This is a genomic window from Streptomyces sp. GDS52 (assembly GCF_052246875.1).
In the GTDB taxonomy this organism is placed as follows: domain Bacteria; phylum Actinomycetota; class Actinomycetes; order Streptomycetales; family Streptomycetaceae; genus Streptomyces; species Streptomyces cathayae.
This window is the reverse complement of the sequence record NZ_CM125966.1, coordinates 3,293,760-3,319,134: the sequence shown is the minus strand read 5'-3', so window position 1 is coordinate 3,319,134 and position 25,375 is coordinate 3,293,760. Positions and strand designations below refer to the sequence as shown.

Sequence of the window (25,375 nt, the reverse complement as noted above, 5' to 3'; positions counted from 1 at the left end):
CGACGCAATCACCATACAGGTACATATGAAGAGCTGTTCAAGTATCGCTTGTATGATGGCCGGCATGGGTCATGGAGCAGCTCCCGCCAAAGACGCCGTCCCGCGCACCCGCCTGGACGCGGACAGTGCTGCCCGGGTGGCCACCACCCTCCAGGCCCTGGCCACCCCCTCCCGCCTGCTGATCCTCTCCCGCCTGCGGGAAGGCCCCTGCGCCGCCACCGAACTCGCCGCCGAGGTCGGCATGGAACAGTCCGCCTGCTCGCATCAGCTACGGCTGCTGCGCAACCTCGGCCTGGTCGTAGGCCGACGCCAGGGCCGTTCGGTGATCTACGCGCTCTACGACAACCATGTCGCCGAACTCCTCGACCAGGCCGTCCACCACATCGAGCACCTGCGCCTCGGGCTCAACGACGCCACGGACGCGGACGGCGCGGAGGATGCCACGTCCGGCTGACCCGGGGAGCAAGGGCGCGGCCGGCGTTCCGGGCGGCGGCGCCATGCCGGTGACGGGCCTGAAGAGTCCGGCGCGAGTGGGGGCACTCGCTGCCGTCGGAACAGGTGAAGGCCGCTGTTCTCCCCGCACATCGGGTGTCATATCCTCCGCTGGCAAGCGGTGCCGGGGGGTGCTGCTCAGGATCTCTCAGGGGGGAGCCACCGTGCTCGTACTGTCAGTTCTGCTCGCCGTCGCCGCCGGGGTGATGTTCTTCGCCGCCCGCGCCAAGAGCTCGCTCCGGCTCCGGCTTCGGCTGGGTGCCGGCGCCGCACTGCTCGGCAGCGTGCTCTCCGGCATAGCCAGCACTGTGTACGTCGTCAGTGCCTACGAGGTCGGGGTGCCGGTGACGTTCGGCCGGGTGGGTGCGCCGATGACGTCCGGGATGCACCTGAAGTCGCCCTTCACCGATGTCACGCCCTTCTCGACCCGTCCGGTCGACCTCAACCTCTCCGACAAGGACGTCGTCGAGGTGCGGTCCTCCCAGGGGGGTGTGATGTACACGGAGGTGACCGTGAAGTGGGCGGTCACCCCGGGCAAGGCGGCGGAGCTGTACCGGCTGGCAGGGAGCGAGGAGGCCATCCAGCAGCGGCTGGTCTACCCGGACAGCCGGGAGATCGTCCGGAACGTCTTCGCCCGCTACACCAGCGAGCAGGGCTATGCCTCGGCCCGGGAGGAGATCAACGCGGAGATCGGCACGTTGGTCAAGGAGCGACTCGCGCCCCGCGGCATCGACATCACCGCCGTGAACCTGCGCAACGTCAAGCCTTCGGACTCCCTCCAGAAGCAGATCGACCGCAAGATCCAGCAGAAGGAGGCCACCGAGCGGGCCGTCGAGGCGACCCGCACGGCGGAGGAGGAGGCCAAGCGCCGCAAGATCGAAGCCGAGGGCATCGCCCGCGCCAACGAGATCCTCGACGACTCCCTGACCGACAAGGTCCTGACGAACCAGTGCATCGACGCGTACAGGGAAGCGGCCAAGGAGAACCCGGTCTACGCCGTACCCTGCGGCTCGGGCAACGGCACCCCGGTCATCGTGGACGGCAGCCGCCGGAACTGATCCCTCCCGCGGACCGCACGGGAGGTACGACCGGGCCCGCACCCCTCGTTCTCCCCGGGAAGCGGTAGTCACGCAGACGAAGCAGGTTGGCTGCCTACTCACATGAGCAGGCGGCCGACCTGCTACTTCACTGTCGGGGTGGGGTATTCGAACCCACGGCCTCTTCGTCCCGAAGCGACCTGAACAGGTGTCTGACCTTGAGCTGCCGTGCCTCTAACCTGCTGCGATGGTCCACAGACGGTCCGTACTTGTCCGCCCCTGTTCGACGTGGTTGTCACGCAGTCAGACACGCAGGTGGGTCGCCTCAGGCCAGGGGTGACCTTGCCCCGTGGCGTTCATGGAGCCGTCGTACTTGCTTGATCCAGAAGCTGTCCTTCTCCCCCTTGGACGCACTCATGGTGAGAAGCTGAAGCTCTTTAGCCAGCTGGTAGAAGCCGGGCCCAGCGTCGTTGGCAGTCAAGTAGTTCACCAGAGCTGAGAGCATCAGCGGGGGGTCAGAGGGGGCGATCTGCTGGTCTCGTTCCACGATCAGCCCCAGGAGGTGCCCCATGGCCGCTCGCTCGTCGGCGCGCTCGAAGTCGAAGGCATGGCAGCCGGTTCGCCTGGCCAAGGTGACGTTGAGCTCTGTGTACGAGGTGAGCTTGCCTAGCTTCGCCCGCTCAATGAGGAACTCACGTCCAGCTTCTACCAGCAAGTCCCACTCGCTGTCCTCGCGGCCGTATGCGGACATCCCGCCCCCTCCGAGTCGAACCGGTTCGTGGGCGCGAACGTACTCTGCCGGCTGAGTGCTCACAATCGCCCGATGGGCTTACCCCTGCTGCCACTTGAGGCGCGGTCGTGACTGGCGATCAGGAGCTTGGAGAGATACATCCATCTTGTCTGACTGCCACCCCTGGATGGAAACCCGATCAGTCTGGGCGCCCTGGCCTGGGGGTTCGCCGGCGGTGGCTCGTGGCACGCCTGTCACTGTCGGTCGCCGTCGGTCGGCCTCGGGCACCCTCGCACGGCCCAGAGACGATCACTCGTTCTCCGCCAGCCGCTCATCGAGCCGGCCCCACGTTTGATGGCTGTGGGCGTGCCAGTGGACCTCGCCCGTGACGGAGGCCCCGAGCGCAGGCAGATCCATACCGTGATGGCATGGCCGTGATCTCAGCCAGCACCACGACGGCAGGCACATCCTCTATATGTTTGAAGATCTCGAAGGACTGACGGTCTGCCTCTCCGGTGATCCGGGCCACCACTAACGTCAGCCGCGCCTTCGGTCAGGCGCTCAAGGGCATCGACGGGATCAACGCCGACGGGTCGACGCGTCGGGAGCTCCGGGGCAGCTTTGTGTTCCTGCTGTCCTCTGATGGTGGCGTCCCGTTGGAAGTGATCTCCCGGCTCGTCGGGCACTCCGGGACGGCCGTGACCGAGGAGGTCCACCGGAAGCAGATCCGGCCCGTGATCCAGACCGGCGCCGTGGTCATGGACGGGATCTTCGGTGCTGATCCGCAGCGGCCGTAGAGACGGGGGAACCGGTGGTCATGCAGATGGGCATGCAGACGAAACAGGTGAGGCACCTACTCAACTGAGTAGGTGCCTCACCTGGTGTTTCGGCTGTCGGGGTGGCGGGATTTGAACCCACGACCTCTTCGTCCCGAATGAGGTTCGGGCGCGGCTCGTGCCTGCTGCCTTGCTGTTTTGCCTGGTCAGGTGGCTGGCGTGGGGTGGCCTCGGAGGGTTTGGGAGGGGCTTGGGGAGCGGGTCGGCTCCCAGATGGCTCCCGGGAAGACCGCCGCCAGCATCAGGCGCCTGTCGCTGCCGGCAGTCCGCCCTCCTGCCCCTCCTCCGGTCAGAGGTGCAGGATCAAATCGATGGAGGACCGCAGCAGCCAGAGGGCTGCTACACCTGCTACTGCTGACACCGCGCCCTTGAGCGCCTGGACGGTGAGCACCCAGCGGAGGAACCGCAGCCGGCGCCGTGCCCGCGGCGAGGGCCACCCCTGCCCCGCTTCTTCGGAGGCGCCGCCGACGCGGGGAGGGCGGTGCAGGGCAGCCTTGATCTTCCTGGCAAGGAGTGCCAGGACAGCCTTACACTTCACACGAAGCTCCTGATCAGTGAACTAGTCGGGATGTTTCCGCGGGGAAGGCACCGGCTCAGGTTGGTAGCCAGGCGGCCGGGCCTTTCCCGTGTTGTGACTGACGATATGCAATGGCGCGCATGGAGCAGTGGAACCGAATGAAAACGCACTCGGACTCATTTTGTCACTTGTGAGGATTTGCGACGCGGATCATCCTAGCCGAACGCGACGCATGGCGAGGGCGACCGCCACCTCTGTCGAATCCTTTCCCGCCCTTCTCGCGTAACGGATAAGTGCCTCCATTTCCGCCTCCATCCCGGCGCGTGCCAGTTTGTCGGCTGCGTGGGCGATTTCCGATTCTTCCCATGAGGCGGCCAGGTCGGCAAGCAGGGCGATCCTCTGGTCGGCCTTCATTTCGGCCAGCAGTCCGAGGAGGTCTGGAGGTGTGTCGAGCCGGTTGGCACCCACCGGTGAAGCGGTGTGACTGTTGCGCCGGTCCCCTTTGCTGGATGCCGCACCGTTGCGCCGGTCCCCTTCCGAACAGGTGCAGTCGGCTGAAGGGTGCCCCTTCGACCGCCGGGCTGCACACAGCAGTGCTTGGAGTTCGGCGGGGCCGAGTTCAAGCGCAACTCCCATGCGGTGGGCGCCCTGTTGTGCCAGCTCGGACATGAGGTGGACCGCCTCCCTGTCGGGAAGCCGCCGCCCGTGGAGCCAGTGGGATAGCTGGGATGGTGAAATGTGCAGGACCTCCGCTGCGACATGCAGGGCGGCGCCCGGCTGGACGTACTGGATAACGATCCGTAGGGCTGCAGCGAACTCCTTTACCTCGCCAGTGGTGCCGGATGCGTAGGAACTTCCGATATGGCCTGAAGCTGGCACAGCGAAGGGACCCCTTCCGGTTGCCGGGGCTGCGCACGGAGACGATCAATCGGACTGAGCCTATCCGTTCGCGGGGCGCGAGGTCTCGGGTTCTCCGGTCATCGGGCGGACTATTTTCAACGAGGGGTCGAAGTGGCTGAAACGTCGCATTCCGGGCAATTCGGATGGCCGTCTTTACTGGGGTTGTAAAGATGTCTGATCACTGGAATCGATAGCACTTTCTGTGCTAGTAATGGGTGGTTGTATGGCGCCTTTCACTGCCCTCCCGAGGAGGTTTGGCTCGAATGGAAGCACCCCTGCCCTCTTGGCTGGATCCCGGCCTAGGGACGATGAAGCGTGCTGCGCTGTGGCTCGTGTCCGAGGTCGGAGTAGGCAAGACGTTCACCAAAGAGCAGCTCCGTGCCGCCTTCCCCGGCGTCTCGCAGGTCGACCGCCGCATGAGGGACCTGCGGGACTTCGGGTGGCGAATCGACACGAACCGCGAGGACGCGACGCTGGACTCGCACGAGCAGCGCTTCGTCGAGCAGGGCGATCCGGTCTGGTTGCCTGGCCGGGCAACACGCAGGGCCGGCACTGCAGCCATCGGCGCCGGACGGCGGCGGGAGGTTCTGGCGAGGGACGGGAACATGTGCCGCTCCTGCGGTATCACACCCGGCGAGCTGTACGACGGCACAGACGAAGCCGCCAAGCTCGACATCGCTCGGAGAGAAGTCGTCAAGCCCGGTGGAGGCCGGACGACGGAGTTGGTCACTGAGTGCCGGCGGTGCAGAGTCGGCGGCCGTGCGCTAGTGGCGGATCTTGGCGAGGTCGTCAGGGCAGCGGCGGCGCTCAGCCCTTCGGATCGCCGCGTCCTGGAGGGCTGGTTGGATGACGACCAGCGGGAGTTCACCGCGCTGGATTGGCTCTGGAGTGCTTACCGCTCCCTGCCTGAAGAGTCGCGAACGCAGCTGCGCTCGCAGCTTGGTGCTACCTGAAGCCGGTCTCAGCACACAGAGGCCCCTGGACAACGAGACGTAGGGAAGCAGGAACAAGGAAATGGCACAGGACTACGGTCTGCCGCCGATTGCTGAGGAGAACCGCGCGCTGGTCCGGTCTCGTTTGCGGGAAGTCGAGGCCGGCAGCGGTCCTCGCGAGTCGCTGACGGTGGAGTGGCGCGGGCAGCCTGAGCACCTGGAAGTCATTCAGATGCCGGCGGGGAACCTCTACTACAACCCTGCCACCCATCGCATCCGCGCACAGTCCAGCCACGACCCCAAGCAGGCGGCGGCACTGGCTGACGATCCCTGGAGCAGCGAGAGCCAGGCGTACTTGGGCCGGCTGCTGCAGGTACTTCCCGCGGATCCGGCAAGGACGGACCCGGAGTTCGACGAACTGGTCGCCAGCCTGAAGGAGTACGGCCAGACAGATCCCGGCCTGATTACCCGCGAGGGCATCCTCGTCAACGGCAACACCCGCCGCGCAGGTCTGGTGCAGTTGTACGGCCCCACGCACGAGATGCGCGTGGCCGTCCTGCCGGAGAGCTGCGACTGGCAGGACATCGCGGCAATCGAGCTGTCCCTGCAGCTGCGCAAGGAGCACCGTCGCGCCTACTCGTACATCAACCGGCTCCTTGCGGTGCAGGAACTCGTTGACCGAGGGACGCCCTTGGCGGTGATCGCCTCGACCTTCCGTACAACTGCGGAGCGGTGCCGACAGGATCAGTGGGTGCTGGCGAACATCGAGTCGCTGATCGAACGCAGCCGGTCGGCTGGCGGCCATCTGTCTCTGGTGGCGTTCGAGGAACAGGCAGAGAAGTTTCGCGAACTCCACCGTGCCTACGTCAAGCAGTACGCGACGAACCCGGAGAAGGCCGAGCTGCTGCTAGAGAACCGTCTGGCTGCCATGCTGTTCGGCTTTGCCAAGACTGACGTGCGCTTCATCGACCACGACTTCAACAAACGCTACCTGTCGAAGGTGCTTCCTGAGGACAGTGCACCGGCCGAGCCTGCTGCGAGTACCGCCATCCCGGGTTTGGGCAGAGCGGTTAAGGGCCCCTCTGCCGACCTCAGTACGGCCAAATCGCTGACCGACACCGTCCTGCGCCTGCGGGTCGCTATGCAGCCTGGCGGATCTGTTGCGCAGGATGCTGCCGATGAAGCGCAGAAGGAGGCGAAAAAGCTGCGTGAGGCGATGGATGAGGCCATCTCACTTGCCGGCCGTGATGCGCGCATTCAGAAGCGCAAGCAGGCAGCGCCCGCCCGCCTTGCCGATGCCGGCAGGGACATTGAGCAGTGCGTCACGGATCTGGTCATGTCCCGGGCTCAGAGCAGCCTTGACGAGGATGCCTTCGACGATGCCGTCACCGATCTCCGGAAGAAGCTGCAGAAGCTTGCGCTTGAAGCCAAGCGCACTGTGCAGGATCCCGGTGACGGGGTGACCTGGCTCATCGAGACCCTTGGGAGGGCTCGCTAGATGGCTGGCGAGCCCAGTCTGACGATCGGGTTCGACATCACACGTACGCAGGCGTCACTGAGGACGGTGCCGACCTGCCGCAGTGCTCTCGGGCAGATGATCGCCAACTTTCCCAGCGGACGGATGACAGACCGGTTGTCGGCCGCAGTCCCCGTAGACAGCTTCCTTGCGAGCATCAGCGCGTTGGCTTCCTGGCCTGAACCGGAAAGCGTTGTCTGGGAGGACGACTTCCGGCGTCTTGTCACGGAGATGCTCGACACCGCTGACGCGGCCGAGAGGCTGCTCAGCGGTGAGGTCGGTGAGGACGCCGTCACTGCCGACCAAACTCCCGCTCTGCTCGGGGCAGGCTGGAAAGCCCCTCTGGCCCCGTTCCAGCTGCGAGACACGGCCCGGCTGCTCTCGATGGGTAACGGGGCCAACTTCAGCGTGCCCGGAGCTGGGAAGACCCGGGTCTCCCTGGCCGTCTTCTCAGCGCTGAGGGAGCGGGGCGAGGTATCTCGGATCCTCGTGGTCAGCCCGAGGTCGGCTTTCGAAGCGTGGCGGTACGAAGCCGATGCGTGCTTTGCTGAGCCGCTCCAGGTGCATGTGATGGACAAGGGTGCTCCACCTTCTGCCGACCTCCTCATCGTCAACTACGAGCGCCTCCACGGGGCGCTGCCTGCGCTCTCCGATTGGCTCAGAGCAGCTCCCGCAATGCTTATCGTCGACGAAGCCCACCGGATGAAGTTGGGGGGTGCCGGCGTCTGGGGCGCAGCCTGCCTCGCACTCGGTCCGCTCAGCCGCGTTCGGATGATCCTCAGCGGCACACCGGCGCCGAACGGTGCCAAGGACTTGGAGAACCTCCTGTCCTTCGTGTGGCCAGGCCACGGGCGCAGGGTAGTGACCCAGGCCGTCGACGGCGGCGACCTCGCCTATGCGAGCCAGGTGCTGAGGCCCATGTTTACGCGCACGACGAAAGCAGAGCTGGGGCTGCCGCCGGTAGAGCTCCGACTGCGGCGGCTGGTGATGCCGCCTCTGCACGAAGAGATCTACGAGGCTCTCAAGGCCGGAGGCAAGGTCTCTGCGAGGGCCGCTGCCGACCGCATGGACTTCCAGGCTCTCGGCAAAGCGGTGCTGCGCATGTTGATGGCTGCGACCAGCCCTGCCCTTCTGGTGGGCGGGTCCACTCGGTACGAGCCTCTCGAGTTCCGCGTCCCGCCATTGCAGGCTGCGGAGAACGCCCCTCTATCGGAACTCCTCCACCGCCTTCCGGAGTACGAGGTGCCACCCAAGTACAAGGAAGCCTTGGCCATCGTTGCGGAGAATGCCTCACTGGGGCGGAAGACCCTGGTCTGGGCGAGCTTCGTCCGCAGCATCACCTCTTTGCAGCGGCTGCTGGCGCCCTTCCAGCCCGCTGCGGTCCACGGTGGCACCCAGGATCGAGAGGCAGAGCTCCGCCGGTTCAGGGAGGATCCTGATTGCTACGTCCTCATCTCGAACCCTGCGACCCTCGGCGAGGGCATCAGCCTGCACCAGGACTGCCATGATGCGGTCTACATCGATCGCGATTTCCAGGCCGGCCGCTTTCTGCAGAGCCTGGACCGCATCCACCGCCTCGGGCTGAGTCCTGACGTCGAGACCAGGATCACCGTGCTCGCAGCCGCGGGCACGGTCGACGAGATCGTCGCTATGAGGCTGGCGAAGAAGCTGGAATTCATGGGCAGGATCCTGGACGACTCGGCAGTGCGCGAGCTCAGCGATCCGGAGGAAGAAGCCCCTGTTGCCGCAGGGATGGACGCGGCCGATATGCGGGCCGTCCTCGAGCATCTTGAAACGGGCGCGCCGTAGGAGTTCAGCTCACAGAGTCCCGTCCTGCAGCAGCTTCTCCAAGGCATCTGCCTCCCGTTGGAGCACGATGCGGCCGTCCCCGTCGCTGAACGCCATGATGCGGGCCCCGGTGCCAAGGCCGGCCTCCGCCAGGAGTCCGATAGGCAGCGAGACCTTCCCGTCTTCGTCGATGCTGAGCTCAGCTGGTTCCCGAATCACAGCCGAAGTGTGCCACTGCTGTGGCGGATGGGGCTGCCCTGCCTGCCCGCAGCACGGATAGAGTCCCGCCGTGGATGGTGACGGAACGAGTACGCAGGCGCCGCTGTGGCTTCTCGGTGACGACGGCAATGAGGCAGATCCCGAGCTGGCTGCTGTAACGCGGTACCTCCTTGCGGCCGATCCGGACGGCCGCAGGATGGCCGCAGCGGTCCGGCGGAGCATCGACATGCTGCTGGACGGCCAGCACACAGGCCGCTACCGCTGGGGTCAGCTGTACAAGACGGAGAAGGCGCACCTCGGCACGCTGATCGAGATCAACCTGCAGCGCGAATTCGGGTTCGCCGACGGCCGCGACATGGACTACTCGATCGCCGGAACCGACGTCGACTGCAAGTACTCCCAGACCCTGGGCGCCTGGATGATCCCCCCGGAAGCGCTCGGCCACCTGCTGCTCGTGGTTTGGGCCAGCGACGAGCGGTCGAGCTGGTCCGCTGGCCTGGTGCGTGCCCTGCCTGACCGGCTGAACAGCGGCGGCAACCGCGATGCCAAGAAGACGCTGAATGCAGCGGGGCGTCAGGCCGTGAGGTGGCTGTTCGTCCGCGCTCCGCTCCAGGAGAACATGCTGCTGCGGTTGTCCAAGGCGGACATCGACGCGATCTTCTCCCACAAGAGCGGGCAGCGGAGGGTGGACGAGCTCTTCCTGCGCGCCCAAGGCCGACGGGTCAGCCGGACGGTCGTCGCGACCGTGGCTATGCAGGAGGACTACATGAAGCGGGTCCGCTACAACGGAGGGTCGCGTTCGCGGCTCCAACCCCGCGGCATCGTTATCCTGGGCCACTACTCCAGCCACGGCCGGATCGCTGAAACGCTCGCACTGCCAGTGCCTGGTCCAGGGGAGTCGGTGAGTGCGCGGCTCGCGGAGGCGCGGCCTGAGCATGGTGCAGCTCCGCGAGTGGCGCTCGACGGACGGGAGTGGGTCCTAGCCGGGCCCGATGACCCAGAGGAATCAGTACCGAAGCTGCCGGAGATATGAGCAAGCAGGAAGCAGCGGGGGCTCTCCCGCAATGGGAGCCCCCCGAGGGTTCGTGGGCCTCGTCGGCAGCGAACCGGCGGAGCATGCTCGGAAACCGGAACCGCGACACCGCACCCGAGCTGCTCCTCCGCTCGCTCGTACACGCTGCGGGACTCCGCTACCGCGTGGCCGCCAAGCCGCTTCCGAAGATGCGCCGTACGGCCGACATGGTCTTCCGCCCAGTGAAGGTGGCCGTCTTCATCGACGGCTGCTTCTGGCACGGCTGCCCGGAGCACTTCGTGATGCCCAAGACGAACCGGCCGTACTGGGAGGACAAGATCGGCCGGAACATCAAGCGTGACCGGGACACGGACGACCGCCTTGCGGAGGCTGGCTGGCTAGTGCTCCGCTTCTGGGAGCACCTCGAGCCAGAGGCGTGTGCCAGTACCGTCATTGAGGCAGTGACCGTCCGGCGGCAGGAGGCCGCAGCTGCCAAGCGTGGCAGGAAGGCCCCCTGACCGCCGTCTTGCGAGTGGTAGCCGTCAGCTGATCTTCGCCTGGTTCAGGGAGAAGAGCTCATGCCGCTGGTGGCCCTCCTGTCCGACGAATGCCTTGAACTCGCCGAGCTTGTAGCCGAGGGCGCCGCTGGAGCGCTTCACCCTCTGGATCACGAAGTCGCGCTCGAGGTGGGCAATGTGCCGTTCGACTTCCGGCTCTGACATGCGCTGCCCCGCCTTCTCCAATCGGCTGATGATCTGGTCGACGCCGATGGGGCGCTCCATCCCCCGAAGTAGCTTGTAGACGGGATCATGGACTACCTCTGTGGTCTCCACCAGCTCGGTGCGGGGCCCTTCCTTCCGCAGCGCTCGCGCGATGGATCGGCCTACTGCTTCCGCAACCGGCGGCGGGAAGGCATTGCCTACCTGTCGGTATGTACTGGTCTTCCGGCCCTCGAATACCCACTTGTCTTCGGGCTTCCAGCCCTGGATCCGGGCGACCATCTCGACGGTCAGCTTCGGTCCTGGCTTGCCTTCGGCCGGCTCCCAGCCAGGTTCTGGGGCATGGTCGCTGACTCCGAGGGCGTCCACCCCCAGCTTCGCCCAGGCTGCCTTGGCGCGCGTAGGGCCCAGATCGGCTCCACCGTGCTTCTTCGATCCTCCGACGATTGTGGGAGCGATGTCGTTGGCCTTTTCGGCCCAGCTTTCAGCGCCCTCCCAGCCCCTGGCACCCATCAGGCCACGCAGGGTTTCGCCCACCGTCGGGCGCTTGCCAGGCAGCGGTTCGGGCCAGGCGAAGTATTCAGCGTATTCAGGGAGTAGCGCTACGAGTACGAAACGCGGGCGCAGCTGCGGCACGCCGAAATCGGCGGCGTGGAGGAGCTCCCACTGGGCGATGTAGCCAGCGCTCTGCAGGGTGTCGAGGACGTTCTGCCGATAGGCCGTGAAGCGATTGGCGCTGAGTCCGCGGACGTTCTCCAGAAGAAGTGCCTTGGGCTTGGCCCTCTCGGCTAGACGCACGGCCCAAGCGAAGAGATCGCGCTCGTCAGTCGCCCCCAGCTGCTTGCCGGCAATGGTGAAGGGCGGGCAGGGCACGCCGCCGGCGATTAGGTCCACGCCGCCGAACTTCTCGGGCTCCCACACCTCCGGATCGGCCACATCGCCTTGCCGCACATCCCAGTCTGGCCGATTCCTGCGCAGTGTGGCGACGGCATGCGTGTCGAGCTCCACGGCCAGGGCGTGCCCGAACCCAGCGCGCTCCAACCCGAGGGCCTGCCCGCCCGCACCTGCGCAGATCTCGACAGCCTGCAGATCCGTCATTCGTCCTCCATACGTGCGCACCGCCCGCCGCACGCTCGGTTGCACTCGCGGCAGGCCGGACTCGAACACGTTAGCGAGTCCGTCTCTGCGTACGAACATCCCAGGAAGGAGTCAGCAAGTCCACTGAGACGGGCATGTACAGCTGACCGCGAACGCGACCAGTGAGAAGCCCCAGTCTAGAGGGCCGGAACCCTGTGGATCCTGGCCTTCCTGCCGCCTCACACGAAAGAAACAGAGGACCACCTCACACCTGAGTCGTCCCTGGCTGCGTTGCCTGGAAGCAGTCCGATACTGCTTCCAGGCATGAGCGCGCGCGGGCACGGCTCAATCCGGGCTTTGACTGCTGTCGAACATCGAGAAGCCGAGCAACCTTTGCCTCGCTCCGCGCCTGGCCGCGTCGTTACCTGGATACCTGCTCCTGCGTACGTCTTGGCGGTCCGCTGCTGCAAGCAGCTCTTATCGGCGTCCGCTGCAGTGCCAGCTACTGACCCCGGAAACCCGTCGCACAGAGTAGCCATACAGATGGATACCCGTGCTCAGCGGCAGAGTGGCACGTCCACCTTGCAGTGAGGCGGCCCCATTGAGGCTTCCCGCCCCGCATACCGGCGATAGGACCCTAGCTGCTGGGATTGGACTGAGTCGGTGTCCCAGTTCCGGCCCTGATCATTTACCTAGCGACCTCCGCACTGCGTCGACCAGTGACGTCGCACGCACATCGTCGGGTCCTCCGATGATGTGGTTCATCACGTAGCCGAAGGCGATGCCGCGTTCCGGGTCGGCGAAGCCGAGCGAGCCGCCTCGGCCGGTGTGGCCGAAGGCGTTCGGGCCGGTCATGGGGTTGGCCTCGGTGGGCAGCATGTATCCGGCGCTGAAGCGGCTCGGGATCAGCATCACCTGGTCCTTCCCGCCGGCCTGTTCCCTGGTCGCCGACGCCAGGGTTGCTGGGGCGAGTAGGCGCACGCCGTCCACCTCGCCGATCAGCGCGGCGTACATGCGCGCAAGTGCGCGCGCGGTGCCGATGCCATTGGAGGCCGGGAGTTCCGCGGCCTGCACCTCCGGTGAGTCGAAGCCGATCTCGGCGGGGTCGGTGACCGCGTACGCCCTGTTGCTGAATGAGTCCGGGTCGCGCCAGGCAGCGACCAGTTCGCGGAGTTCCTCGGGAAGCGACTCGGCGGGCACGGTGGTGAGGTCGACGTCCGGCCGCTGGTACACCATGCGGCTGACCCGGTCGCGTTCACCCGCCGGCAAGCCGATGAAGAAGTCCAGCCCGAGGGGGGCCGCGATCTCGGCGGCGAAGAAGCGGCCCGGTGTGCGGCCGGACACCCGGCGGATCACTTCGCCGATCAGCCAGCCCCAGGTCCGTCCGTGGTACCCGTGCGCCGTGCCCGGAGTCCAAAGAGGGCGCTGGGCGGCCAGTGCGGCCGCCATCGGCTGCCAGGACAACGCCTCCTTCAGCGGCACTGGTTGATCCAGCGCGACCAAGCCGGCTTGGTGGGACAGGAGCCAGCGCACCAGGATGTCCGCCTTGCCGTTCGCGGCGAACTCCGGCCAGTACTTCGCCACCGGCGCGTCCAGGTCCAGTGCGCCGCGTTGGGCCAGCATGTGCGCCGCGGTTGCGGTCGCTCCCTTGGTCGCCGAGTAGACCAGTTGCAGCGTGTCCCGTGTCCACGGACGACCGGTTTCGGGGTCGGCGACGCCGCCCCACAGGTCCACCACCGGCTGGCCGTACTGGTACACGCATACCGCCGCACCGATGTCCCCATGTTGGGCGAAGTTCGCCGCGAATGCCTCACGCACCGGTTCGAACCCGGGCGCCACCTCACCGCCGATCGTCGTCATGCCATTCATCCTGGCAGTTTGGCTGCCCTCTCCGGCGAGGCGGGCTTGTCCTCGGCGTCCAAGGCGGTGCCTGTCAGACGGCAACGGGCAGTTCCTGTAGGCGCTCGCGGAACTCGCGGACAGAAGGGACGGACTTGTGCGGTTCGAGCCGCGCAGAGAACTCCTTCAGGCGGTCCAGAGCCCGTACGGAGCTGACACTGTCCTCCAGGAGTCCGGCGCCGTAGTTCGCGGCGTCCAGCGCTCCCTCCAGGTCACCGCCGACGAGCCGTGCCTCAGCCAGGCGGCTGGACCGTACGGCCTTGTCCCGGGGAGCCGCGCTTTCCACGGAGGTCTGCAGGGAACTCGTCGCGCGCTCCACTTGCCCAGAGCGCAACAGGACCTTGCCCTCGGTCGACCTCAACTGCGCCTCACCGAACCAGTCGAGCCAATCCGGGTTCTCCTCCGCTGCATGGCGCTCCCAGAGGGAAGCGGCACGGTTGAGCGCCGTGTCGCCCTTGCGGTGGTCGCCGTCGCGTGACAGCGCCTCGGCCTTGTGCAGGTAGAGGAAGGACTGGGTACAGGGTGACAGCGAACGGGGAGCATTGTCGATGGCGGTCGAGATGAGGTCGACCCGCTCGGCGGTGCGTCCGGCCTCGGAGACATGAACTCCCATCTCCGCGAGGATGAAGGCGCCAAAGGCGTCGTCCCCAGCGGTACGGGCGCTGCGCAGGGCACCAACGTAGTAGCTCTGGCCGGCGGATCGCAGACCAGCGTCGTAGGCCATCCAGCCGGTCAGGTGCGACACCCGGGCCGCCAGCGCGTACAAGCGGACGCGGATCCTGTCCGTGTACCGGCCGGCGCTGAGGAGACCAGTGACCAGGGCGAGATCGCCGCGTGCCTGCTCCAGAAGCCGAGCGCCTCCGAGCTGGTCGTCGAGTGTACGGAGGGTGCTGATGCGCTGCTCGATCGTCGAGACCATCGTGTCTGTGACCCGATCGCCGTTGAGCGCCGAGGCGAAGGCGGAGGGCGCGTCCACCCAGCTCGCCGCGATCCCCGTCAAGGCGGCGCCGGTAATGGTGAGAAAGCCCCGGCGGTCCATGCGGCCACTTCCCACCAGATCGGACAACGCCTCGACCGTACCGGCCTCGGTCCACGGAGCGGTGAGCCCCGTCACCTCCCAGACCGGGAGCCACCGGGGCCATCCTTCCGCGCGCACCTGTTCGTCCGGGACGCGCAGCAAGTCGGCGAGGACACGCTGGGCATCCGCATCCGGCTCCTGCCCCTGCTCCCACTTCCATACGGTCGTCCGGTTGGTCGCCAGGGGGGTCCCGAGCGACCTCCCGTGCTTCTGCATGAGCCGGGCGAATTCGGCCTTCCCCCACCCGCGCGTCTGGAGGACGAAGCTCAGCGGATGAACTGCTAACGGCTCACCAGGCACGTCATCACTCCCGTCATCCCCCCCCCCACGGCGTAGTTGGGAGGTTACTTCTCGTGTCCGTGTATGGGGAGGGCGCCCCAGGAGAAACCCCCTAGAAACGTTCCGACGTGCGTGCTGGCGCCGTTGACTGAGTATCAGCCGTCCATGGAGCACGCCCAGGGTGCTCGCTCTCGTAACGGCTCCTCAGATCGGCGGTTCCATTCCCGTGTCCCTGTCAGGGGTGGAGCCGCTCTCCAGCTCTTCGGAGGCGTCCGCCATGCCCACGCTCGTCCATCGGTTCGTCCTCGCGGGTACGGAAAGGGAAGTGCCCCTCGCCCGGCGCGTAGTCGTCGACAAAGTGCGCACGTGGGGTGTGCCGCTGGATGAGGAGGCAGCTGACGCCGTTCGCCTCGTCGCCTCCGAGCTCATCACCAACGCCGTAGTCCATGGGGCGGGGCCGGTCACCGTCACGTTGTACCACCGGCCCGGTCGCTTGGTGATCGACGTCCTTGACGGCAACCCATCCGCCCCGCAGATGGGTTGTGCTCAGGCCGACGACGAGAGCGGGCGCGGCCTGGCGCTGGTCGGCCTTCTCGCGGCGCGGTGTACCTGGGAGCCCTCCGACCATGGGAAGCGCGTATGGGCGGAGATCGTGCTTCCTACGGCGGCGCCTGCCATCCGAGCTGCCGTTCTGCGCAAGTTATTCGCGTTGCGGCCGAAGCGTGGAGTCGTAGCCGAGTCCAAGTCGCTCGTTCTGGCAGTCGCGTGATGGGACGGCACGCAGTACGAGCGGCTCCGCCTTCTGGTCCTGATGTGGTGTTCCGGCCCACCCGCCGCGACATCGACCCCGTCACAGGGGAGCCCACTGCTTACGCCCTGTGGGACCGCCATGAATGGCACTCGCGTGGTGAGTGCTGGCTGTGGTGCGGACGTGACGACGTCGAGGTGACGTGGATCGGTCCCGTCCGGTCGAGCGGTATGCACGCGGCCCTCTACGCCTGCCGCGCGTGTCTGTACGAACTGGACCAGCGCGTCCTGGAGGCCAGCATGCGCCAGGACGCGGACGTCCTGCCGATGAACGGCCGGGCTGCCCGGCCGCCGGTGTAGCGCTGCGGCTCATCGCGTCATCCAATGACCGCCGCCCCACGGAAATCCACTTCTCCCACGGCCGTGGGGCGGTCACGACCTCCCGCCGGAGCCCCGGCGGGAGAACCGAAGAGGAAGGAGCACGAGGTGGCAGAGCGCACGACACCACCTCCGGCCCAAAGCGGCCTCCTGGTGGCGGTGGAGGAGCTGACCGCCGTCCACGACCGGTACGACAGCCTCCGGTCCGACAACGCCGGAAGTTCCGGCGACGCGCCGTGGCCGGGAGGCGACGGCAACCTGCACGACAGCGAGTAGGCACCAAGCGGTGGGGCCGGCACGACTGGCCGTGCCGGCCCCACCGTGCCCGCATCACGTGGTCGAACCCATGGAGGACGCAGCGATGGAACATCGATTGATCAGCGCTATCGAGACAGCGCTCGGGTGGAGCGGAGCGGAGGAGCTGGGCAAGAGCTTCGTACGGGGGAGCATGGACGACCCCGCACTCGTCTCCCGCCTTCTGACTCCGAACCGCCTGCTCGACATCGCGATGCGCAGGAGCCTCAACCGCCCGCAGTTCCGGTGCTTCCAGAAGGGCGAGGAGGCGCACCCGGCCGTCTACTACACCGACAGCGTCAGCCCCCGGGGCCAGAGCATCCCCATGGTCAACATGCGCAGCCTCGGAAGGCTCCTGCGGGAAGGTGCGACGCTCATCCTCGACCAGGCCAACGTCTTCGATCCGACGATGGAGGTCGCGTGCCGGGCGCTGCAGTGGTGGTCCCATGAGCGCGTGCAGGTCAACGCGTACCTGACGACGAACGACGCCGACGGCTTCCCCCTGCACTGGGACGACCACGATGTCGTGATCGTGCAGCTCGCGGGCGAGAAGGAGTGGGAGGTGCGCTCGACTTCGCGCAAGGTCCCCATGTACCGGGACTCCGACCCCAACAACACCCCGAGCGACGAGATCATCTGGTCCGGCCTCCTGAAGACCGGCGACGTCATGCACATCCCCCGAGGGCACTGGCATCAGGCGACCCGGACTGGCAGCGGCTCGGGAAAGAGCCTTCACGTCACGTTCGGCATCACCAAACGCACGGGAGCGAGCTGGCTCGCCTGGCTGGCCGACTGGTGCCGCGGACACGAGATCTTCCGGCACGACCTGGACCGCTGGCACGAGCCCGACAGCGAGGCCCTGACCACGGCCGCCGCAATGCTGGTCGGCGAACGGTCTCCAGCCGACTTCCTGGCCGCGTACGAGCAGGAGACGGCGCTGCCGCGCCACGTGCCGTTCCTCGACATTCTCGGGCCCCTCGATGGCGTGGTGTGCACCACTCACTTCCCTCCCCGGGTCCTGGAGAACGGGGCGACCGTCGACGTGGTGGCCGCAGGGAAGAAGCTCACCCTCACGGCCAAGGCCCTGCCCGCGCTGCGGACGCTGCTGAGCGGCAGGCCGGTCCCGCTGGAGTCGGCCGCGGCCGCCGTCGGGGCCGAAGTAACGGAGCTGGCCGAGATCCTGGTGAAGGAGGAGCTGTGCGCGGTGCTGACACCCGAGTTGTCCTCGGGCTACACCGGTCTCGTCACGAACGCCGTCTCCTGACCGGAGCGCTTGATCTCGGTGTCACCGCACTCGACACCAGCACCAACTACCTCGGCTTCCGCTCGCATCGGATCCTGGCGCGGACAGCCGGTGATCTGCTGCCGAAGTTCACGGTCTCCACGAAGGTCGGATACTTCCCGGGGCGGAACGGCGGGGAGCACTGCCTGGATCCCGTACGGCTGCACGCGGCTGTGGAACAGGCGGCCGAGGACCTCGGGCGGGAGCCCGACCTGGTGTTCCTACACAACCCGGAACACTCGCTCCGTGAGGCCGCCCCTCGTGACCGGGACGTACTGGCGCAGGCGTGCACCGTCCTCGACGACGCTGCGGCGAAGGGGCTGTGCGCCGCCTGGGGCGTCGCGTCCTGGGACCCGTCACCGCTGCTGAACCTGATCGACCCGACCGCACCGAGGCCGTCGGCCCTCATGCTCCGCGCCGGCCTGCTGGTCGGAGTCGGAACGCTCGATGCCGCGGACGCCCTCATCAAGGCATGGGACCTGGGCGACGGTGCGGTGTGGGGGATGAGCCCCTTCGGAGGCAGCACCAGCGCCCCGGTGTGGGCCAGGATCGACCCGCGCGTCTTCCTACGGGACAGCAGTCGGCTCTCCCGCGTGCAGGCAGCCTTCCGGGCGGCCTATCACCTCCCGCGGGTTGGCTCCGTTGCGGTGGGCGCCGACGAACCCGCCCATCTGGGCGAGCTCGTCGGCGCCCTGACCGGCGAGGTCGAGGAGCGGACCATCCAGGAGTACCGGAGACTCCTTCGTGACCGCTCACGGGGTCAGCCCGCCTGAAGCTCCTCGATGACCTGCTCGGCCATGCGTCGCGCGGGTTCCAGCCGAGGGTCCTCCGGATGCGCGTACGGTCCGAGGATCTTCGAGCAGACGAACAACGTCATCAGCTTGCCGTCCCGGCTCTCGAAGTCGCGTCGGCGCTCCTGCCGTACGCGATCGGCCAGAGCGGGGACGGCAAGCGAACTCGCCCAAAGTGATGCGGAGTCCAGCCCCTGCGGTGCGTTTCCCCAGTCCTCCCAGTCGAAGAGGTTGAACACCGGAGCAGTCAGGTTGGCCCAGTTCAGGTCCGCATGGGCCGGCACCCATTGCTGGACGGTCGTATCGAAGTCGCCGGGGAAGACACCGCGAATGGACTCGGTGACCAGTTCCTGGGTGATGGTGTCGGTGTCCGGTGTGGCGGTCCGCCTCGTCCTATGAGCCGCCAGCGCGTCCAGCGAGGCGTTCAACGCCTCCCACCACTCATCCGGCAGTTCCGGGGCTTCGCTCAAGACGGCGCTTCCGACGGGAGCGGCCGGCAGGAGGCTGGTTTCGTCGGCCCGCCACATCACCGGTCCATCCGCGTCCCGCCAGACCACACATCCCTGCCATGTCGGCTGGGCGACGCCTTCCAGACGGGCGGCACACTCGGTGCCGTTCCACCCTTGATCGGCGATCTTGTCAGGCGAGCGCCGCTCGACCCGGACCCAGGTATCGCGGTCTGTCCGGGCTCCCACAGACCGGCGTTTGCGCACCACCGTATCCGGGAGCAGGCGCACCTGGAGAGACCGCGCGACGCGATCAAGAACCTCGTCAACCGGCTGCACCCGTAGGTCAACAGCCTGACCCGTGGAGACCGAGAGCGTCATGCACGCGACCGTAGCAGCGGGGCGGCGGGAGGCAGTCCGACACGAGGAACCGGCGGCAACCGTCAGCTACATCCATCCAGCACCTCACAGGACGGCGGCCCACATGAGCCTGTTCACCGGAACCACTAGGTACTACCGCCAGTTCTGCCCCGGCGTCCCCGAAGACGTCGTCACGGTTATCGACCAGGCCGTCCCTGTAGTCCGGGTTGTGCGGTGGGTGGACTGGAGACCGGCCTTGTTCGCGTGAGGGGTCGACGTGACCGTAGGGCACCGGTAGCCGACTGGAGGGGACCAGCTTGTGTTTGTCTTTCCCGCGGGGCCGTTCCTTGCGGTGAACGGCCCCGCGGTTGCTGGTGATTACCTGCGGTGTCGGCGGTGCTGGTCGACGGCGATGGAGACGGGTCCGAGCGGGGCAGCGTAGGGCAGTGAGTCCGTGGCCCGGGTGCTGTGCTGGGAGATCACCGTCACGTTGGCGGGCAGATCGGCCATGCGTCGCAGACGCCAGACGAGGACGTCGCTGACGGACTCGGCGGTGTGCAGTTCACGTTGGGCGACGGCTTCGTGCAGCAGCGCTTGTGGGTCATGGCCGGCCTGGTAGGCGTGCGTGATGGTGGCTGCCAGGGCGGACCAGCCCGGTTCGCCGAGCACCCGCTCGGCGATCTGTGGCGCGGTGGTGCGCAGAAGGGCGGCGGACCAGTCGCGTACGGGCTGGGCCAGGCGCAGGCCCTGGGCTCGCAGGCGGGCCATCGATTCCTCGCTGGCCGCGGCGTACGCGGCCTGGAGGTGGGTGGCGGCCTGCCGTGCGGCTGCGGCTTGCTGGGCGTGCTGGCGCTGGGCGTGCCAGTGTGTGGCGGCGAGGGCGAGGAAGAAGAGCGTGTCGATCACCATGGCGGTGGTGGCGCCGTCCTCGCCCCGGCCGAGTGCCGGGCCGCTACGGACCAGGTCCCGGGCTGCGCGTCGCAGCTGCTGGCTGTGGCAGAACTCTGCTCGGGTGTGGGAGCGGGAGGCCCGTTCGAACGCCCAGGCCGCTTCGCGTAGCTGCTGGCGGGTGTGGAGGGCGGAGGTCTTGGCGAGGGCGTCGAGGACCTCGCCGGTGGCGGCGATCTGCGCTGCCGCGGCGCCGTCGTCGCCGTGGTCGATGACGAGCAGGGCCGCCCATGCCGCGTGTGTGGCGGTGCGCCGTGCGGCGGACGGCGCTGGCTGCTGTGCGGCCCCATGGTCCTGGCGGCCGGTGCTGCCCGGCGCCGACGCGACGGCAGCTGTGTTGAAGCGGTCCAGGATGCGGGGCAGGGACAGGTCGGGGGCGAGCGTCGAGCCTGCGTAGAAGACCGGTTCGTCGTCCTTGTTGCGATCGCCGGGCATCGCGACGGTATAGCCGCGCAGGTCACCGGAGGGCAGCACGCTGGTGCGGACCAGAAGCCCGGCGGCCTTGAGCCGGTCGAAGAACTCGGTCTCGGTGGCGGCGCCGGCCACTGCGCGGCGGACGGTTTCGCGCAGCTCCTCCCGCACGGTGCGCTCGCGGCCCTGGCGCTCGGCCTTGTGGCGTTCGGCGCTGGTGGGCCGCTTGGCGGCGGTGCCGTCACCAGGGGTGACACGGTGCAGGCCGTACTCGGCTTCGATGAGGCGGGCCTCGGTCTGGGCGCGTTTGCCGGAGCGGTGGTGGTTGGGGCGGCGGCCGTCCTCGCGGATGAGGGTGGCGATGATGTGGATGTGGTCGTCGGCGTGGCGGACGGCGGCCCATCGGCAGCCGGCGCCGTCGCCGGGGTCGATGCCTGTGGCGGCGACCATGCGGCGGGCGATCTCGGCCCACTGCCCGTCGGACAGGATCGGGTCGCCAGGGGCGGCGCGCACGGAGCAGTGCCAGACGTGCTTGTCCGGGCGCTGCCCGGAGCCGAGGAGGGCCAGGGGCTGGTCGAGGAGGTGCTGGAGGTCCTTCTTCGTCACCGAGGGGTCGCGGCCGGGGTCGGGGGTCATGCCGTCGAAGGAGGCGACCAGGTGGGGGTCGATGTGTTCCTCGTGGGTGCCCCTGCCGTACAGGTAGTGCAGGAGGCCGAGGGTGTTGCTGCCCTGCTGGTGGATCCGGGGGATCAAGCCGCCTGATCCTCCCGCCGGTTGGTGATCCTGTCGGCCGCCCGTTGGACGGCCTGCGCGGCGCGTCGCAGGTCGGTGAGAGCGGCGGCGAAGTGCGGTGCGTCAGCATCGGAGTTGAGGGCCTTGGCGATCTGGTTGACGTTGCTGCCGGCCCAGCCGAGCTGGCGGCGTACGCCGAACAGCGCGGTCAGGACATCGCGCTCGGTGGCGATGGCGGCCGCGGTGCGGGACTGGTCACGGGCCGCGGCAAGGGCGGAGTAGGCGAGGAATCCGGCCACGCTCATGCCGACGTGCTCGGCGCCGGCCTGGATGTTGGCGAGTTCGTGTTCGTTGAGGCGGACGCTGTGGGCGGGACGCTGCTTCTTGTCGCGCGGGCGCGACTTCCCCGTCTTGGACTTGCCCTTGTGGCCGGCCCTGCCCGGCTGCGATCCGCCCTCGGTCGCAGCGTTTCCGTCCGGTGCCCCCTGGCGCCGGTCGGGCCCCGCCGCCCCCGGGGCGGGGTCGGGTTCGGGCGCTCCCCCAACGGGGGAGTGTCCGGACCTCCAACTTGCTCCGCCTGGGGCAGGGGTGGTCGGCAGGAGGTCCTCGTGGGTGGTGGGGTCGTGGTGGTGCGGGGTGTGCATTGTTCCTCCGTGTCGGGGCGTGGTTGGGAGCGCTGAAGCTGTGGGGATCAGCGGGGTTGATCGCTGGCTGCGGCCTTGAGTTGGGCCTTGAACTCGCGGACGATCCGTCCGACGTCGTCGCTGGAGACGGTGTAGCCGGCGGCGCGCAGGGCGTTCTCGACCCGGTCGCGTCCGACGCTGCCGGTCTCCTCGTACATGCGGTGGGTGAAGCTGAGGATGACCTCGTCGGAGGCGCGAGATTTACGGGCCTCGTGTTTCTTCGGGGCAGCCGGTTTTCGCTTGGGCCTGCCCGGAGCGCTGCCCGAGGTGTTGCCCGTGAGCGGCGGGCAGTCTTCGGTTGCTGCCCGTGTGGGCAGTCCTGGCGCAAGGCGGGCAGCTGGGGGCACCTCGTCGTCGCCCGGGTCTGATGAATGCGGGCGGGCAGCGTCCCCTGCCCGTGGCGCTGGTTCCAGGCGGGCGGTGCCCAGACTGTTGTGCCCGGATCCACGGGCGGTGTACGAGGCCGGGGCGTGCCAGCGCGGCGGCAGCGTGACAGACGCGAGGTCGAGGGCCTGCTTGCGGGTGGCGAGCTTGCGCAGCAGCAGTTCGTCCTGGAGTGGATCACCGTCGACGTCGGCCTGTTCCAGGGCCTGGTGCAGGCGCTCTGCCAGGCGTCGTCCCCGTCGCCTGCCGCGCTGCCGGTCGGTCATCGCCTCGGCGCGGAGGATCAGGGCGACGGATTCGCTCAGCGCGCGCTCGCGGATGAGCCGGGCGGCATCCGCGTCCTGGTCGGCGATGCCCAGTCGGGCCAGCAGGCGTTCGCGTGCCTGGCGGACGAGGACGGCGGCCAGGCTGCGTGAGGCGGCGTCGGGGGTGCGGTGGCGCAGCTCGATGCCCATGGCCAGGTGCCACAGCATCGCGGCCATGACCGGGCCGACGAAGGCGCGCACCGTGCCGCCGACCAGCCCGGACTCGGCGTAGGCGGGCAGGATCTGGACGGCGGTGATGACCCAGGTGAGGGTGCCGGGCAGGCCGGGTGCCTGCTTCGGGCCGTTCAGGTTCTGGCGCGCCATCAGCGCGGTGGCGAACAGGGCCAGCTCGGCGACGGCGAACATCGCGACGCGCTCGGCGGTGCTGCCCATGTCGAGGTAGTCGGCGGCGAACCGCCAGCTGGTGTCCGCGCTGTAGGCGGTGCAGCCGATCGCGGCCACGGCAGCGACGCGCACTGCGACGGTCCCGCGCCACCTGTTGGCGCCGGGCGGCTGCCGGCGCTGCTGGCGGATCATCCACCCGGTGAACAGGGCGAGTAGCACGAGCAGGACGAGCAGCACCGCTGTCAGTGCAGGCGAGGCAGCCCAGTCCGGCAGGAGCGAGGCACTGCCGTGTTCCGTGGCCTGGGCTGTCGAGGCGGGGGAGGGCAAGTCAGGTCTCTCCAGGGGTGCGGTGGGGCTTGTGGGGCGGTAGTGAGGGGCGTTCACGGAGGGGGCGTACACGCGGGCCCCCTTCTAAGGGGGGCCCCGCGCGTGATCGCTCGGGCGCGTGTACGGCATGGACGCTCGCGTGATCGCTTGACCTGCGGTTTTGCGGTGAGCGTGTGCGCTGTGAGCGGTTCACTGCGGGGTGTTCGCGTGCGGGCCGCGTGTACGGTCGCGTGATCGCTTCGCGTGGGCCTGCGGGAGCTCAGCCGACGGCGGTGAGGTGGCGGGCGGAGGCGTAGTAGCGGGTCTGCTGTCCGCCTCCGGCTCCTCCGGCGATGCCGTCGGCCTTGGTGGCCAGGCCGCTGTCGACGAGGCGGGCCAGGTGGCGTCGTGCCTTCTCCACGTCGGCGCGGTCGGGGTCGCCTCCGCCGATCAGGACCGCTGCCAGGTCACGGGCGCTCAGCCCGTTCGGGGCGTTGCGGAGCAGGACGGCGGGGTCCTTGCTGGGGTCGACCGTGGTGGTGCCGCGCACGTGGTCGTGGGTGACATCCAGCGGGCCGATCTCCCCGGTGGGGGTCTTGAGGTGGTGGAGGGTGACGGCGGGGTCGCCGGCCTTGCCGGTGACGAACAGGACGCTGCCCGCGCCGGAGACGTACCAGGTGGAGCCGTAGACCTGGTCCAGGCTGGGGCGCTGACCGCGTGGGGCGTCGGCGGTGGCCTTGCGCTGGTGGTGCAGCTCCATGATCTCCACGCCGTTGCGCAGCGCGCGGTTGCGGGCGTTGTGGAAGGCGACCGCGAGGCTGTCGTCGACCATCGTGCTGACCGCGTCCTTGAGGCTGTCGATCACGATGGTGTCGGCCCGGTGGGCGGTGGCGAGGTCGGCGAGGAGGTCGGGCTCCTTGTCCAGGCTGGCGGGCAGCGGGCCCTGCCAGACGACGAGCCGGTCCCGCAGAATCTTCTCGTCGGTGGGGAAGACACGGCGGTCCATGGCCTTGGCGATCTGCTTGGGGCGGTCCATGGCCAGGTAGAGCACCCGCCTGCTGGGCGCGACCGGCATCTCCAGGACCGTCTCCTGGAGGCCGAGGCGCGCGAAGACGACCTGGTGGGCCAGGGTGGTCTTACCGACGCCGGGAGCGCCGACGATCATGAGGCTCTCGCCCGATGCCCAAACGGTCTTGTCGCGGGTCCCCCACAGGGGTTCGGTGTCGGCCCCGGTCTCCTTGACGAAGCACCATCCGTCGACGGCGAAGCGAGACAGGCGGCCTTGACCCGAGGCGAGCGCGCGCTCGCGTTCGGCACGCACCGTCGCCTCGATGTCGCTGCGTATCTCGTCAGGATCGGCGCCGGGCTCCTGGGCGCGCTGGACGGTGCGTACGGCGGAGGCCAGCAGCCGGCGCAGGTCGGCCTTCTTGCGGATGATCTCCGCGTGGTACTCCGCGTTGCCGGTGCCGTAGAGCGCGTCGGCGAGCTGGTGCAGGTAGGCGGGGCCGCCGACACGCTGCAGATCGCCCTGCTCCTGGAGCAGCTCGGTCAGGACGATCGGGTCGGTCGGCCTGCCCTCGCGGTGCTGGGCGAGCAGTGCCCGCCAGACCGTCTCGTGCGCGGGCCGGTAGAAGGCGTCGTCGCCCAGGACGGGCCGCACCGCGTCGATGACGTCGCTGTGGTGCATGCAGGCGCCGAGCACCGCGCGCTCGGCCTCCACGTTGAAAGGCTGTGTGGGCCCTTCCGGCGCTGACGCGTGGATGTCCATGGAGCGGGATGGCGTATTCGGTTGGGCATCGGTCATACTGGGCATCAGCTCCTCTGCTCGCGGGCCATACGGGACGGCAATCCCGGCCACGCGGGTCGATCGCTAGGGATGGCGGTTGAGAGGTTTGCGCTTGGCCCCCGGTGACAGCCGGGGGCTTTTTGCAT

The 25,375-nt window shown here is 68.0% G+C and carries 24 protein-coding genes and 1 pseudogene; 13 read left to right on the top strand and 12 right to left on the bottom strand.

The annotated features are described in order from the left end of the window. Positions 1–64: 64 nt before the first annotated feature. Together ACTWJ9_RS15020 and ACTWJ9_RS15015 are read left to right on the top strand one after the other, a co-directional pair. Positions 65–454, top strand: coding sequence for an ArsR/SmtB family transcription factor (locus ACTWJ9_RS15020; protein ID WP_387040009.1), 390 nt, complete (start codon positions 65–67; stop codon positions 452–454). A gap of 202 nt (positions 455–656) precedes the next feature. Then, a complete protein-coding gene (locus tag ACTWJ9_RS15015; protein WP_443295839.1) occupies positions 657–1,550 on the top strand; it encodes a prohibitin family protein in 894 nt (297 codons plus the stop codon). A gap of 304 nt (positions 1,551–1,854) precedes the next feature. Here ACTWJ9_RS15015 and ACTWJ9_RS15010 read toward each other — a convergent pair whose 3' ends face one another. Continuing rightward, positions 1,855–2,280, bottom strand: a complete 426-nt coding sequence (locus tag ACTWJ9_RS15010; protein ID WP_443295838.1) for a hypothetical protein — start codon at positions 2,278–2,280, stop codon at positions 1,855–1,857. A gap of 512 nt (positions 2,281–2,792) precedes the next feature. On the opposite strand from ACTWJ9_RS15010, the pseudogene ACTWJ9_RS15005 reads away from it, so the two are divergent. Continuing rightward, positions 2,793–3,056, top strand: a pseudogene (locus ACTWJ9_RS15005) (site-specific integrase); the annotation flags it as partial. 328 nt (positions 3,057–3,384) lie between these two features. Here the strand turns inward: ACTWJ9_RS15005 and ACTWJ9_RS15000 are convergent. Next, positions 3,385–3,633, bottom strand: coding sequence for a hypothetical protein (locus ACTWJ9_RS15000; protein WP_040906552.1), 249 nt, complete (start codon positions 3,631–3,633; stop codon positions 3,385–3,387). A 189-nt stretch (positions 3,634–3,822) separates the two neighbouring features. Beyond that, positions 3,823–4,281, bottom strand: coding sequence for a hypothetical protein (locus tag ACTWJ9_RS14995; RefSeq protein WP_443295837.1), 459 nt, complete (start codon positions 4,279–4,281; stop codon positions 3,823–3,825). Positions 4,282–4,775: 494 nt separating this feature from the next. On the opposite strand from ACTWJ9_RS14995, the gene ACTWJ9_RS14990 reads away from it, so the two are divergent. From ACTWJ9_RS14990 to ACTWJ9_RS14980, 3 genes are all read left to right on the top strand, one after another. Continuing rightward, positions 4,776–5,465 (top strand): HNH endonuclease, encoded by a 690-nt coding sequence (locus ACTWJ9_RS14990; RefSeq protein WP_386535950.1) that lies wholly within the window; start codon positions 4,776–4,778, stop codon positions 5,463–5,465. A 61-nt stretch (positions 5,466–5,526) separates the two neighbouring features. Further along, the gene (locus tag ACTWJ9_RS14985) at positions 5,527–6,942 is read left to right on the top strand and encodes a transcriptional regulator (RefSeq protein ID WP_443295836.1); all 1,416 of its coding nucleotides are present in this window, start codon (positions 5,527–5,529) and stop codon (positions 6,940–6,942) included. After that, positions 6,943–8,769, top strand: a complete 1,827-nt coding sequence (locus tag ACTWJ9_RS14980) for a DEAD/DEAH box helicase (RefSeq protein ID WP_386535956.1) — start codon at positions 6,943–6,945, stop codon at positions 8,767–8,769. A gap of 9 nt (positions 8,770–8,778) precedes the next feature. Here ACTWJ9_RS14980 and ACTWJ9_RS14975 read toward each other — a convergent pair whose 3' ends face one another. Further along, entirely contained in the window at positions 8,779–8,967 is a 189-nt protein-coding gene (locus ACTWJ9_RS14975) for a hypothetical protein (RefSeq protein WP_040906548.1), read from the bottom strand. A 70-nt stretch (positions 8,968–9,037) separates the two neighbouring features. Between ACTWJ9_RS14975 and ACTWJ9_RS14970 the strand changes: the two genes are divergently transcribed. After that, the gene (locus ACTWJ9_RS14970) at positions 9,038–10,000 is read left to right on the top strand and encodes a NaeI family type II restriction endonuclease (protein ID WP_386535960.1); all 963 of its coding nucleotides are present in this window, start codon (positions 9,038–9,040) and stop codon (positions 9,998–10,000) included. Continuing rightward, positions 9,997–10,497, top strand: coding sequence for a very short patch repair endonuclease (locus ACTWJ9_RS14965; RefSeq protein WP_079060871.1), 501 nt, complete (start codon positions 9,997–9,999; stop codon positions 10,495–10,497). The genes ACTWJ9_RS14970 and ACTWJ9_RS14965 overlap by 4 nt, the downstream gene beginning before the upstream one ends. Before the next feature lie 24 nt (positions 10,498–10,521). Here the strand turns inward: ACTWJ9_RS14965 and ACTWJ9_RS14960 are convergent, their stop codons facing one another. From ACTWJ9_RS14960 to ACTWJ9_RS14950, 3 genes are all read right to left on the bottom strand, one after another. Further along, entirely contained in the window at positions 10,522–11,796 is a 1,275-nt protein-coding gene (locus ACTWJ9_RS14960) for a DNA cytosine methyltransferase (RefSeq protein ID WP_443295835.1), read from the bottom strand. A 663-nt stretch (positions 11,797–12,459) separates the two neighbouring features. Next, positions 12,460–13,635 carry a serine hydrolase domain-containing protein gene (locus tag ACTWJ9_RS14955; RefSeq protein ID WP_443295834.1) on the bottom strand — a complete coding sequence of 392 codons (1,176 nt, stop codon included), beginning with the start codon at positions 13,633–13,635 and terminating at the stop codon, positions 12,460–12,462. Positions 13,636–13,708: 73 nt separating this feature from the next. Beyond that, positions 13,709–15,052 carry a transcriptional regulator gene (locus tag ACTWJ9_RS14950; protein WP_443295833.1) on the bottom strand — a complete coding sequence of 448 codons (1,344 nt, stop codon included), beginning with the start codon at positions 15,050–15,052 and terminating at the stop codon, positions 13,709–13,711. 256 nt (positions 15,053–15,308) lie between these two features. Here ACTWJ9_RS14950 and ACTWJ9_RS14945 point away from each other — a divergent pair, with 256 nt between their 5' ends. From ACTWJ9_RS14945 to ACTWJ9_RS14925, 5 genes are all read left to right on the top strand, one after another. Then, positions 15,309–15,800 carry an ATP-binding protein gene (locus ACTWJ9_RS14945; RefSeq protein ID WP_443295832.1) on the top strand — a complete coding sequence of 164 codons (492 nt, stop codon included), beginning with the start codon at positions 15,309–15,311 and terminating at the stop codon, positions 15,798–15,800. Between the two features lie 44 nt (positions 15,801–15,844). Next, entirely contained in the window at positions 15,845–16,138 is a 294-nt protein-coding gene (locus ACTWJ9_RS14940; RefSeq protein ID WP_443295831.1) for a hypothetical protein, read from the top strand. A 126-nt stretch (positions 16,139–16,264) separates the two neighbouring features. After that, a complete protein-coding gene (locus ACTWJ9_RS14935; protein WP_198668281.1) occupies positions 16,265–16,432 on the top strand; it encodes a hypothetical protein in 168 nt (55 codons plus the stop codon). A gap of 85 nt (positions 16,433–16,517) precedes the next feature. Further along, a complete protein-coding gene (locus ACTWJ9_RS14930) occupies positions 16,518–17,714 on the top strand; it encodes a JmjC domain-containing protein (RefSeq protein ID WP_443295830.1) in 1,197 nt (398 codons plus the stop codon). Further along, positions 17,648–18,505: an aldo/keto reductase gene (locus tag ACTWJ9_RS14925; protein WP_443295829.1), complete on the top strand. Its 858-nt coding sequence runs from the start codon at positions 17,648–17,650 to the stop codon at positions 18,503–18,505. The genes ACTWJ9_RS14930 and ACTWJ9_RS14925 overlap by 67 nt, the downstream gene beginning before the upstream one ends. Here ACTWJ9_RS14925 and ACTWJ9_RS14920 read toward each other — a convergent pair. The 5 genes from ACTWJ9_RS14920 to ACTWJ9_RS14900 all read right to left on the bottom strand — a co-directional run bounded on the left by ACTWJ9_RS14920 (position 18,493) and on the right by ACTWJ9_RS14900 (position 25,211). Beyond that, a complete protein-coding gene (locus tag ACTWJ9_RS14920; protein ID WP_443295828.1) occupies positions 18,493–19,350 on the bottom strand; it encodes a hypothetical protein in 858 nt (285 codons plus the stop codon). The genes ACTWJ9_RS14925 and ACTWJ9_RS14920 overlap by 13 nt on opposite strands. A gap of 357 nt (positions 19,351–19,707) precedes the next feature. Beyond that, the gene (locus ACTWJ9_RS14915) at positions 19,708–21,441 is read right to left on the bottom strand and encodes a relaxase/mobilization nuclease domain-containing protein (protein ID WP_443295827.1); all 1,734 of its coding nucleotides are present in this window, start codon (positions 21,439–21,441) and stop codon (positions 19,708–19,710) included. After that, positions 21,438–22,064, bottom strand: a complete 627-nt coding sequence (locus tag ACTWJ9_RS14910; RefSeq protein ID WP_443295826.1) for a mobilization protein — start codon at positions 22,062–22,064, stop codon at positions 21,438–21,440. The genes ACTWJ9_RS14915 and ACTWJ9_RS14910 overlap by 4 nt, the downstream gene beginning before the upstream one ends. Before the next feature lie 47 nt (positions 22,065–22,111). Further along, positions 22,112–23,329, bottom strand: coding sequence for a hypothetical protein (locus tag ACTWJ9_RS14905; protein WP_443295888.1), 1,218 nt, complete (start codon positions 23,327–23,329; stop codon positions 22,112–22,114). A 394-nt stretch (positions 23,330–23,723) separates the two neighbouring features. Next, on the bottom strand, positions 23,724–25,211 hold the full coding sequence (locus tag ACTWJ9_RS14900; protein ID WP_055609970.1) for a DnaB-like helicase N-terminal domain-containing protein: 1,488 nt from the start codon (positions 25,209–25,211) through the stop codon (positions 23,724–23,726). Positions 25,212–25,375: the final 164 nt, after the last annotated feature.

Coding starts and splice junctions, on each gene's coding strand:
- ACTWJ9_RS14995 (WP_443295837.1), bottom strand. CDS start 4,281: ATGTCCGAGCTGGCACAACAGGGCGCCCACCGCATGGGAGTTGCGCTT.
- ACTWJ9_RS14980 (WP_386535956.1), top strand. CDS start 6,943: ATGGCTGGCGAGCCCAGTCTGACGATCGGGTTCGACATCACACGTACG.
- ACTWJ9_RS14920 (WP_443295828.1), bottom strand. CDS start 19,350: ATGACGCTCTCGGTCTCCACGGGTCAGGCTGTTGACCTACGGGTGCAG.
- ACTWJ9_RS14960 (WP_443295835.1), bottom strand. CDS start 11,796: ATGACGGATCTGCAGGCTGTCGAGATCTGCGCAGGTGCGGGCGGGCAG.
- ACTWJ9_RS15010 (WP_443295838.1), bottom strand. CDS start 2,280: ATGTCCGCATACGGCCGCGAGGACAGCGAGTGGGACTTGCTGGTAGAA.
- ACTWJ9_RS14930 (WP_443295830.1), top strand. CDS start 16,518: ATGGAACATCGATTGATCAGCGCTATCGAGACAGCGCTCGGGTGGAGC.
- ACTWJ9_RS14985 (WP_443295836.1), top strand. CDS start 5,527: ATGGCACAGGACTACGGTCTGCCGCCGATTGCTGAGGAGAACCGCGCG.
- ACTWJ9_RS14905 (WP_443295888.1), bottom strand. CDS start 23,329: ATGATCCGCCAGCAGCGCCGGCAGCCGCCCGGCGCCAACAGGTGGCGC.
- ACTWJ9_RS14965 (WP_079060871.1), top strand. CDS start 9,997: ATGAGCAAGCAGGAAGCAGCGGGGGCTCTCCCGCAATGGGAGCCCCCC.
- ACTWJ9_RS14945 (WP_443295832.1), top strand. CDS start 15,309: ATGCCCACGCTCGTCCATCGGTTCGTCCTCGCGGGTACGGAAAGGGAA.
- ACTWJ9_RS14990 (WP_386535950.1), top strand. CDS start 4,776: ATGGAAGCACCCCTGCCCTCTTGGCTGGATCCCGGCCTAGGGACGATG.
- ACTWJ9_RS15020 (WP_387040009.1), top strand. CDS start 65: ATGGGTCATGGAGCAGCTCCCGCCAAAGACGCCGTCCCGCGCACCCGC.
- ACTWJ9_RS14900 (WP_055609970.1), bottom strand. CDS start 25,211: ATGGACATCCACGCGTCAGCGCCGGAAGGGCCCACACAGCCTTTCAAC.
- ACTWJ9_RS14910 (WP_443295826.1), bottom strand. CDS start 22,064: ATGCACACCCCGCACCACCACGACCCCACCACCCACGAGGACCTCCTG.
- ACTWJ9_RS14955 (WP_443295834.1), bottom strand. CDS start 13,635: ATGACGACGATCGGCGGTGAGGTGGCGCCCGGGTTCGAACCGGTGCGT.